The sequence below is a fragment of the Aggregatibacter actinomycetemcomitans DSM 8324 genome (assembly GCF_000372365.1).
GTDB classification, from domain to species: Bacteria; Pseudomonadota; Gammaproteobacteria; order Enterobacterales; family Pasteurellaceae; genus Aggregatibacter; species Aggregatibacter actinomycetemcomitans.
On the sequence record NZ_AQUU01000023.1, the window covers coordinates 1 to 9,227 of the forward strand.

Genomic DNA, 9,227 nt, shown 5'->3' on the forward strand with positions numbered 1-9,227 from the left:
TATTTAAAGGGAAAATCATTTGAAAGGCACGCAAACCTAAAATACAACTATGGTAACCGACATTTTTGGTCGAAAGGCTATTATGTAAGCACGGTAGGGCTAAATACAAAGACAGTGTAGGAGTATATAAGGAATCAGGAAAAGGAAGACATGATTCAGGATAATTTATCGAAGAAAGGATATGTGGACCCCTTTAAGGGGTAGGTCATAGAGTTATTTCACGGTTGTTGGTTTTCACATGCCCTTTGAAGGGCATGTGAAGTACTAGGCCCTTATAGGGTAGCCTAAAAACCGCACGTTTTACGTGCGGATTGTTATTTTTCTTGATTCACAGCTAAAAAACATCTGGAAATTCGACCGCACTTTTTGTTGTTTACGTCTCAAATTCATTCTTTTCATGAAAGCGTATAAGTTATTTAAAAGCTTATTGCTTTCGTTATGTTTTTTGTGCTAGAATCCGCACCCTATCCATTATGGGTAGGTTCGTCCCGCAAGGGTGGTTTTTTAATTTAACGGAGCACTAATATGATCCAAGAACAGACTATGCTGGATGTTGCTGATAACTCAGGGGCTCGTAGCGTAATGTGTATCAAGGTTCTAGGTGGATCGCACCGTCGTTATGCTGCTATTGGTGACATTATCAAAATTACTGTGAAAGAAGCAATTCCACGCGGTAAAGTAAAAAAAGGTGATGTGTTAAAAGCAGTTGTTGTGCGCACCAAGAAGGGTGTTCGTCGCCCAGATGGGTCAGTTATTCGTTTCGATGGTAATGCCTGTGTGATTTTAAATAATAACACCGAGCAACCAATCGGTACTCGTATTTTTGGACCGGTGACTCGTGAACTTCGTTCTGAGAAATTCATGAAGATCATTTCCTTAGCTCCAGAAGTACTGTAAGGAGAATGTAATGGCTGCAAAAATCCGTCAAAATGATGAAGTAATTGTGCTTACCGGCAAAAGCAAAGGTAAGCGCGGTAAGGTAACCAAAGTGTTATCTAACGGTAAAGTGATTGTTGAAGGCGTAAACATTATTACTAAACATGAGAAACCGGTACCTGCATTAGGTAAAGAGGGTGGTTTAGTGAAGAAAGAAGCTGCGATTGATGTATCAAATGTTGCTATTTTCAATCCAACAACAAATAAAGCTGACCGAGTAGGCTTTAGATTTGAAGACGGCAAAAAAGTACGTTTCTTCAAATCTAATAATGAAATTATTTAATAAACTGGAGTAATGCGATGGCGAAACTGCATGATTACTACAGAGATCAAGTAGTAAATGAATTGAAAACGAAATTCAACTACTCATCTGTCATGCAAGTCCCACGAATCGAAAAGATAACCCTAAATATGGGTGTGGGTGAAGCATTGACCGATAAAAAATTGCTAGATAATGCGGTGGCAGATCTGGCAGCAATTAGCGGTCAAAAACCTTTGATTACTAAAGCCCGTAAATCTGTTGCAGGCTTTAAAATCCGTCAGGGATATCCAATCGGTTGTAAAGTAACACTACGTGGTGAACGTATGTGGGAGTTCTTAGAACGTTTAATTACAATTGCTGTTCCACGTATTCGTGACTTCCGCGGTTTAAGCGCGAAATCATTTGATGGTCGTGGAAATTACAGTATGGGTGTGCGTGAGCAAATCATCTTCCCTGAAATCGACTACGATAAAGTAGATCGTGTACGTGGTTTAGATATTACTATTACCACCACAGCTAAGAATGATGAAGAAGGTCGAGCACTATTGGCTGCCTTTAATTTCCCATTCCGTAAGTAAGGCAGGTTACAAATGGCTAAACAATCAATGAAAGCACGCGACGTAAAACGCGTGAAATTGGCTGAAAAATTCTATGCTAAACGTGTAGAGTTGAAAAAAATTATTTCTGACATTAATGCCTCTGACGAAGATCGTTGGAATGCCGTGTTGAAGTTACAAACTTTACCTCGTGATTCTAGCCCTAGTCGTCAACGTAACCGTTGTCGTCAAACCGGACGTCCACATGGCGTTCTTCGTAAGTTTGGTTTAAGCCGTATTAAGGTTCGTGAAGCTGCTATGCGGGGAGAGATCCCAGGTCTTAAGAAAGCTAGTTGGTAATATGCCACTTTAATTTGGAATCGGAGTAAAAGCACAATGAGTATGCAAGATCCTATCGCAGATATGTTGACCCGCATTCGTAACGGTCAAGCTGCGAATAAAGTTGCGATCAGTATGCCTTCATCCAAGCTAAAAGTTGCAATTGCCAATGTATTAGCTAGCGAAGGTTATATCGAAAGCGTTAAAGTAGTTGAAGGTGTAAAACCTGAATTGGAAATTACGTTAAAATATTTCCAAGGTAAACCGGTTGTAGAAAGTATCCAGCGTGTAAGTCGCCCAGGTCTTCGTATTTATAAACGTAAAGACGAATTACCAAAAGTAATGGGTGGCTTAGGTATCGCTGTGGTATCTACATCTAAAGGTGTAATGACTGACCGTGCAGCTCGTCAAGCTGGTTTAGGCGGTGAGATCATTTGTTATGTAGCTTAATAGAGAGGTAGGAAAATGTCTCGTGTTGCAAAAGCACCTGTTAGTATTCCTGCCGGCGTTGAGGTAAAACTTAACGGACAGTTACTAACAATTAAAGGTAAAAATGGTGAGTTGTCACGCTCTATTCATCATTCAGTAGAAGTTAAGCATGAAAATAATGAATTAACATTCTCGCCACGTGAAGGTGTTGAAGGTGGTAACGCTCAATCCGGTACTGCCAGAGCATTAGTTAATTCCATGGTTATTGGTGTTACTGAAGGATTTACAAGAAAACTACAATTAGTAGGTGTAGGTTATAGAGCTCAAATTAAAGGAAATGCTGTTGCTTTAAGTCTTGGATTTTCTCACCCTGTTGAGCATGTTTTACCTGCGGGGATTACTGCTGAATGTCCTTCTCAAACTGAAATTGTTTTGAAAGGTTCAGATAAACAGTTAATCGGTCAAGTTGCCGCAGATATTCGTGCTTATCGTCGTCCTGAACCGTATAAAGGTAAAGGGGTACGTTACGCTGATGAAGTGGTGCGTATTAAAGAAGCTAAGAAGAAATAATTAAGGTAACACTATGGATAAGAAATCAGCTCGTATCCGTCGTGCGGCTCGTGCGCGTCATATGATGAGAGAGCAAGGTGTAACGCGTTTAGTTGTTCACCGTACTCCGCGTCATATTTACGCTCAAGTTATCGCACCAAACGGTTCAGAAGTGCTTGCCGCTGCTTCTACTGTTGAGAAGGCAATTATTGAGCAAGTAAAATATACCGGAAATAAAGATGCAGCAGCAGTTGTAGGCAAAATTGTTGCAGAAAGAGCATTAGCAAAAGGGGTCAAAGATATTGCTTTTGACCGTTCTGGTTTTAAATATCATGGCCGTATCCAATCTTTAGCGGATGCTGCTCGTGAAGCTGGTCTACAGTTCTAATTGAGGTAATTTGAGATGTCAAACATCGAAAAACAAGCTGGTGAACTGCAAGAGAAGCTAATTGCGGTAAACCGCGTATCTAAAACTGTAAAAGGTGGTCGTATCATGAGCTTTACTGCGTTAACCGTAGTAGGTGATGGTAATGGTCGCGTTGGTTTTGGATATGGCAAAGCGCGCGAAGTTCCTGCAGCTATTCAAAAAGCAATGGAGAAAGCGCGTCGTAATATGATCAATGTTGCTTTAAGTGAAGGTACATTGCAGCATCCTATTAAAGGTACCCACACCGGTTCTCGTGTATTTATGCAACCGGCAAGTGAGGGTACCGGTATCATTGCAGGTGGTGCGATGCGTGCTGTATTGGAAGTAGCTGGCGTACGTAACGTATTGTCAAAAGCTTATGGTTCAACTAATCCAATCAATGTTGTTCGTGCAACTATTGATGCTTTAGCAAATATGAAATCACCAGAAATGGTTGCTGCTAAACGTGGTAAATCAGTTGATGAAATTTTGGGGTAATTAATAATGGCTAAAACTATTAAAGTAACGCAAGTTCGTAGTTCTATTGCTCGTTTGCCGAAGCATAAAGCTACACTACGTGGTCTTGGTCTTCGCCATATGCATCATACTGTTGAGTTAATTGATACTCTGGTAGTACGAGGAATGATTAACCAGGTTTCATATATGGTTAAAGTGGAGGAGTAATAGATGCGCTTAAATACTCTATCTCCGGCTGAAGGTGCTAAGCATAGTGCTAAACTTCTTGGTCGTGGTATTGGTTCAGGTTTAGGTAAAACTGGTGGACGTGGTCATAAAGGTCAAAAATCTCGTACTGGTGGCGGTGTTCGTCGTGGGTTCGAAGGTGGTCAAATGCCTTTATATCGTCGTTTACCTAAATTTGGTTTTACTTCTATGAAATCTGCAGTAACAGCAGAAGTCCGTCTAGACGACCTGAATAAAATTGAAAATGGTATTGTGACTTTAGAAACATTAAAAGCTGCCAATATTTTAACTAAGGATATTCAGTTTGCTAAAGTAATTTTAGCGGGTGAAGTTAAAAATAAATTAGTTATTCGTGGGTTGCGTGTGACTAAAGGCGCCAAAGCAGCTATTGAAGCTGCTGGTGGTTCAATCGAGGAATAATTAATGGCTAAACAACCAGGCTATCAAACAAGAAGTACTCAAGGTGGTACAAGTGAGCTAAAGAGCAGATTGTTATTTGTTTTAGGTGCACTTATTGTTTTCCGAATTGGTTCATTCATTCCGGTTCCTGGTATAGACGCGGCTGTATTAGCTCAGTTGATTGAACAACAAAAAGGCACCATCATTGATATGTTTAATATGTTCTCTGGTGGTGCGTTGAGCCGGGCTTCAATTTTTGCGCTTGGTATTATGCCTTATATTTCGGCATCAATTATTATCCAATTGTTAGCTTCGGTTCATCCGGCACTTGCGGAATTAAGAAAAGAAGGTGAGTCAGGTCGTCGTAAGATTAGTAAATATACCCGTTATTCAACGGTTGTGCTTGCTACTCTACAGGCGGTAGGTATTTCAACTGGCTTGCCTAATATGTTACCTGGCTTGGTTCCTAATTTGGGATTCGGCTTTTACTTTACTGCCGTAATTAGTTTAGTTACAGGAACTATGTTCTTGATGTGGTTAGGTGAACAAATTACAGAGCGTGGTATTGGTAATGGTATTTCTTTGATTATTTTTGCGGGGATTGTGGCCGGCTTGCCTGCAGCTGTAGGTCAAACGATTGAGCAAGCTCGTCTTGGTCAAATGCATTTCCTTGTTCTTCTATTAATTGCTGTAATTGTTTTAGCAGTTACTTACTTTGTGGTCTTTGTAGAAAGAGGGCAGAGAAGAATAAAGGTTGAGTATGCTAAACGTCAACAAGGCAGACAAATCTTGGGTGGCCACTCTACTCACCTTCCACTGAAAGTGAATATGGCGGGGGTTATTCCAGCGATTTTTGCATCAAGTATAATTCTTTTCCCTGCGACATTAACCCAATGGGTAGGTCAGGGTTCTAGTCTAGAATGGTTAACTGATTTATCAATGTTATTACATCCTGGACAGCCTTTATACTTAGTCGTTTATGCTAGTGCCATCATCTTCTTTAGTTTTTTCTATACTGCTATGCAATATAATCCTAGAGATACAGCAGATAATTTGAAAAAATCAGGTGCATTTATACCTGGAATTAGACCAGGGGAACAAACATCTCGGTACATTGATAAGATTATGACCAGACTTACCCTTATTGGTGGTCTTTATGTTACATTTGTTTGTTTAGTTCCGTATATCATGACATCTGCTTGGAATGTACAGTTTTATTTCGGTGGTACATCTTTGCTAATTGTTGTGGTGGTAATTATGGATTTCATCGTTCAGATTCAGAGTCATTTGATGTCTACAAGATATGAGTCTGCGCTGAAAAAAGCAAACCTTAAAGGTTTTGGACAATAGTCCGATTATATAAAAGGGATAAGCAATGAAAGTTCGTGCTTCCGTTAAGAAATTATGTCGTAACTGTAAGATTGTTAAACGCGAAGGTGTTGTTCGTGTACTTTGTAGCGATCCTAAGCATAAACAACGTCAAGGTTAATTGATATTTTTCTTGCAAAGAACAGGTTGGGTAGATATACTGCCTAGCTCATTTATTTCCTTGACACTCTGTTTGAGTATCCTGAAAACGGGCTTTTCAAGATCAGAGTGTCAACTAATCAATAAACAATAGGAGTGCATAGTGGCCCGTATTGCAGGCATTAACATTCCTGATCATAAGCACGCTGTAATCGCTTTAACTGCAATTTACGGTATTGGTAAGACCCGCTCAAAAAGCATTTGTGCTGCAGCGGGTATTGCTGAAGATGTTAAGATCAGCGAATTGTCTGAAGAGCAGATTGACAAACTGCGTGACGAAGTTGGTAAATTTACCGTTGAAGGGGATTTACGTCGTGAAGTAACACTTAACATTAAACGCCTATTAGATTTAGGTTGTTATCGTGGTTTACGTCATCGTCGTAGTTTACCGGTACGTGGTCAACGTACTAAAACTAATGCGCGTACCCGTAAGGGTCCTCGTAAGCCGATCAAAAAATAGTCGGGGTAAATTAAGATGGCAAAAACACCAGTTCGTGCACGTAAACGTGTAAAAAAACAAGTTGTAGATGGCGTTGCACACATTCACGCATCTTTCAATAATACAATCGTTACTATAACTGACCGCCAAGGTAATGTATTAGCTTGGGCTACTGCTGGTGGTTCAGGTTTCCGTGGTTCTCGTAAATCTACCCCGTTCGCTGCACAGGTTGCGGCAGAACGTTGTGCTGAAATTGTAAAAGAATTCGGCTTAAAGAACTTGGAAGTTATGGTAAAAGGACCAGGTCCTGGTCGAGAGTCAACTATTCGTGCATTAAATGCGGCAGGTTTCCGCATTACGAATATTACTGATGTGACTCCGATTCCTCATAACGGTTGTCGTCCACCGAAAAAACGTCGTGTTTAATGGCGTTATAGGATAGTTGGAGAAAGAAAATGGCAAGATATTTGGGTCCTAAACTCAAGCTAAGCCGCCGTGAAGGCACTGATTTATTTCTTAAATCAGGTGTTCGTGCGATTGATTCAAAATGTAAAATTGATATCGCGCCTGGTCAACATGGTGCTCGTAAACCGCGTCTGTCTGACTATGGTAGTCAGTTGCGTGAGAAACAAAAAGTTCGCCGTATGTACGGTATTTTGGAACGCCAATTCCGTAATTACTACAAAGAAGCAAACCGCTTAAAGGGTAACACAGGTGAAAATCTATTAGTGTTGCTTGAAGGTCGATTGGATAATATAGTTTATCGTATGGGGTTCGCAGCCACTCGCGCAGAGGCTCGCCAATTGGTAAGTCATAAAGCGATTGTTGTTAATGGTCGTGTGGTAAACATTCCATCTTTCCAGGTTTCAGTTGATGATGTAGTTGCTGTTCGTGAAAAATCTAAGAAACAAGCACGTATTAAAGCATCATTGGAATTGGCAGAACAGAAAGAAAAACCGACATGGTTAGAAGTTGATGCTGCTAAAATGGAAGGTGTATTAAAACGTGTTCCTGAACGTTCTGATTTATCAGCAGACATTAACGAACATCTGATCGTTGAGCTTTATTCTAAATAATAGAGCTTAGAAGCAAAGAGAGGATAAAATGCAGGGTGCTGTTACAGAATTTTTAAAGCCGCGCTTAGTTGATATTGAACAAATTAGCTCCACTCAAGCTAAGGTTATCTTGGAGCCATTAGAGCGTGGTTTCGGTCATACTCTAGGAAATGCATTGCGTCGAATTCTTTTATCTTCAATGCCAGGTTGTGCTGTTACTGAAGTAGAGATTGATGGTGTATTGCATGAATATAGTAGTAAAGAGGGTGTACAAGAAGATATTCTGGAAGTACTTTTAAATCTAAAAGGTTTAGCTGTAAAAGTACAGAATAAGGATGATGTTCTTCTTACACTTAGCAAGTCTGGAATTGGCCCTGTTGTTGCTGCAGATATTACCCATGATGGTGATGTTGAAGTTATTAATCCGGAGCATGTAATCTGTCATCTAACCGATGAAAACGCCTCTATTAGTATGCGAATTCGTGTTCGGCGTGGTAGAGGATATGTGCCGGCATCAGTTCGTGCTCAAATTCAGGATGAAGAGCGCCCTATTGGTCGTTTATTAGTAGATGCCTGTTATAGCCCGATTGAGCGTATTGCTTACAATGTTGAAGCGGCACGTGTTGAACAACGTACCGATTTAGACAAATTGGTTATTGAGCTGGAGACAAATGGTACTATTGATCCGGAAGAAGCTATTCGTCGGGCAGCAACAATTTTAGCAGAGCAACTCGATGCATTCGTTGATTTACGTGATGTTCGTCAACCTGAAGTTAAGGAGGAGAAGCCGGAATTTGATCCAATCCTTCTTCTCCCTGTAGATGATTTAGAGTTGACAGTTCGTTCTGCTAACTGTTTGAAAGCAGAAACAATTCACTATATCGGTGATTTAGTTCAACGTACAGAAGTTGAGTTACTTAAAACTCCTAATTTAGGTAAGAAATCGCTTACTGAGATTAAGGATGTACTCGCTTCAAGAGGCTTATCACTAGGTATGCGCCTTGAGAATTGGCCACCAGCAAGTATTGCTGAAGACTAGTTTAGTCGTAGGTTAAAGATTTTTCTGAGAAGGATAAGGTTATGCGCCATCGTAAGAGTGGTCGTCAACTAAACCGTAATAGTAGTCATCGCCAAGCGATGTTCCGTAATATGGCAAGTTCTTTAATTGGTCACGAGATTATTAAAACAACTTTGCCTAAAGCAAAAGAATTACGTCGAGTAGTTGAGCCGTTAATTACTTTAGCAAAAGTAGATAGTGTGGCAAATCGCCGCCTAGCTTTTGCTCGTACACGCAACACAGAAACTGTTGCTAAATTATTTAATGAATTAGGTCCACGTTTTGCACAACGTGCTGGTGGCTACACCCGCATCCTTAAATGTGGTTTCCGTGCTGGCGATAATGCTCCAATGGCTTACATTGAGTTAGTAGATCGTCCAGAAGTTTCAAGTAAAGAAGCTACAGCGGAATAAAAACTAGTTAACTGTTAGATTTAAAAAGGCTGAATAACATTTATTCAGCCTTTTTATTATAGCTAGACAACGTCTAGCTATAAACAAAACCGTACGCTATGCGTATGGAATCAAAGAACTTAAGCGGTCAACATAAAAAATCCTCACTATATAATGAATAAGGTTGACAACCAAAATT

Annotated in this window: 17 protein-coding genes and 1 pseudogene; all 18 read left to right on the forward strand. The window is 40.2% G+C overall.

The window, feature by feature from the left end:
- A pseudogene (locus A3CS_RS1000000111775) lies at window positions 1–204 on the forward strand (transposase); the annotation flags it as partial.
- A 321-nt stretch (window positions 205–525) separates the two neighbouring features.
- A complete protein-coding gene (gene rplN / locus A3CS_RS0110410; RefSeq protein ID WP_005548786.1) occupies window positions 526–897 on the forward strand; it encodes a 50S ribosomal protein L14 in 372 nt (123 codons plus the stop codon).
- Window positions 898–907: 10 nt separating this feature from the next.
- Window positions 908–1,219 (forward strand): 50S ribosomal protein L24, encoded by a 312-nt coding sequence (gene rplX, locus A3CS_RS0110415; protein WP_005548785.1) that lies wholly within the window; start codon window positions 908–910, stop codon window positions 1,217–1,219.
- A gap of 17 nt (window positions 1,220–1,236) precedes the next feature.
- Window positions 1,237–1,776, forward strand: coding sequence for a 50S ribosomal protein L5 (gene rplE, locus A3CS_RS0110420; protein WP_005548784.1), 540 nt, complete (start codon window positions 1,237–1,239; stop codon window positions 1,774–1,776).
- 12 nt (window positions 1,777–1,788) lie between these two features.
- The gene (rpsN, locus tag A3CS_RS0110425) at window positions 1,789–2,094 is read left to right on the forward strand and encodes a 30S ribosomal protein S14 (protein WP_005548782.1); all 306 of its coding nucleotides are present in this window, start codon (window positions 1,789–1,791) and stop codon (window positions 2,092–2,094) included.
- A 36-nt stretch (window positions 2,095–2,130) separates the two neighbouring features.
- A complete protein-coding gene (rpsH, locus tag A3CS_RS0110430) occupies window positions 2,131–2,523 on the forward strand; it encodes a 30S ribosomal protein S8 (RefSeq protein WP_005548780.1) in 393 nt (130 codons plus the stop codon).
- A 15-nt stretch (window positions 2,524–2,538) separates the two neighbouring features.
- Window positions 2,539–3,072, forward strand: coding sequence for a 50S ribosomal protein L6 (gene rplF / locus A3CS_RS0110435; protein WP_005548778.1), 534 nt, complete (start codon window positions 2,539–2,541; stop codon window positions 3,070–3,072).
- 13 nt (window positions 3,073–3,085) lie between these two features.
- Window positions 3,086–3,439 (forward strand): 50S ribosomal protein L18, encoded by a 354-nt coding sequence (gene rplR, locus A3CS_RS0110440; protein WP_005548777.1) that lies wholly within the window; start codon window positions 3,086–3,088, stop codon window positions 3,437–3,439.
- A 15-nt stretch (window positions 3,440–3,454) separates the two neighbouring features.
- Window positions 3,455–3,955, forward strand: a complete 501-nt coding sequence (gene rpsE, locus A3CS_RS0110445) for a 30S ribosomal protein S5 (protein WP_005548776.1) — start codon at window positions 3,455–3,457, stop codon at window positions 3,953–3,955.
- 6 nt (window positions 3,956–3,961) lie between these two features.
- Window positions 3,962–4,141, forward strand: coding sequence for a 50S ribosomal protein L30 (gene rpmD / locus A3CS_RS1000000111780; RefSeq protein WP_005548774.1), 180 nt, complete (start codon window positions 3,962–3,964; stop codon window positions 4,139–4,141).
- Between the two features lie 3 nt (window positions 4,142–4,144).
- A complete protein-coding gene (gene rplO / locus A3CS_RS0110455; protein ID WP_005548772.1) occupies window positions 4,145–4,579 on the forward strand; it encodes a 50S ribosomal protein L15 in 435 nt (144 codons plus the stop codon).
- A 3-nt stretch (window positions 4,580–4,582) separates the two neighbouring features.
- Window positions 4,583–5,908, forward strand: coding sequence for a preprotein translocase subunit SecY (gene secY / locus A3CS_RS0110460; RefSeq protein ID WP_014167558.1), 1,326 nt, complete (start codon window positions 4,583–4,585; stop codon window positions 5,906–5,908).
- Window positions 5,909–5,933: 25 nt separating this feature from the next.
- Window positions 5,934–6,047, forward strand: a complete 114-nt coding sequence (rpmJ, locus tag A3CS_RS1000000111785; RefSeq protein WP_005548767.1) for a 50S ribosomal protein L36 — start codon at window positions 5,934–5,936, stop codon at window positions 6,045–6,047.
- A 141-nt stretch (window positions 6,048–6,188) separates the two neighbouring features.
- Window positions 6,189–6,545 (forward strand): 30S ribosomal protein S13, encoded by a 357-nt coding sequence (gene rpsM / locus A3CS_RS0110470; protein WP_005548758.1) that lies wholly within the window; start codon window positions 6,189–6,191, stop codon window positions 6,543–6,545.
- Window positions 6,546–6,560: 15 nt separating this feature from the next.
- Window positions 6,561–6,950, forward strand: coding sequence for a 30S ribosomal protein S11 (gene rpsK, locus A3CS_RS0110475; RefSeq protein ID WP_005548756.1), 390 nt, complete (start codon window positions 6,561–6,563; stop codon window positions 6,948–6,950).
- 29 nt (window positions 6,951–6,979) lie between these two features.
- On the forward strand, window positions 6,980–7,600 hold the full coding sequence (rpsD, locus tag A3CS_RS0110480; RefSeq protein WP_005548754.1) for a 30S ribosomal protein S4: 621 nt from the start codon (window positions 6,980–6,982) through the stop codon (window positions 7,598–7,600).
- A gap of 28 nt (window positions 7,601–7,628) precedes the next feature.
- On the forward strand, window positions 7,629–8,618 hold the full coding sequence (locus tag A3CS_RS0110485; RefSeq protein ID WP_005548752.1) for a DNA-directed RNA polymerase subunit alpha: 990 nt from the start codon (window positions 7,629–7,631) through the stop codon (window positions 8,616–8,618).
- A 41-nt stretch (window positions 8,619–8,659) separates the two neighbouring features.
- Window positions 8,660–9,049 (forward strand): 50S ribosomal protein L17, encoded by a 390-nt coding sequence (gene rplQ / locus A3CS_RS0110490; RefSeq protein ID WP_005548750.1) that lies wholly within the window; start codon window positions 8,660–8,662, stop codon window positions 9,047–9,049.
- Window positions 9,050–9,227 lie beyond the last annotated feature (178 nt).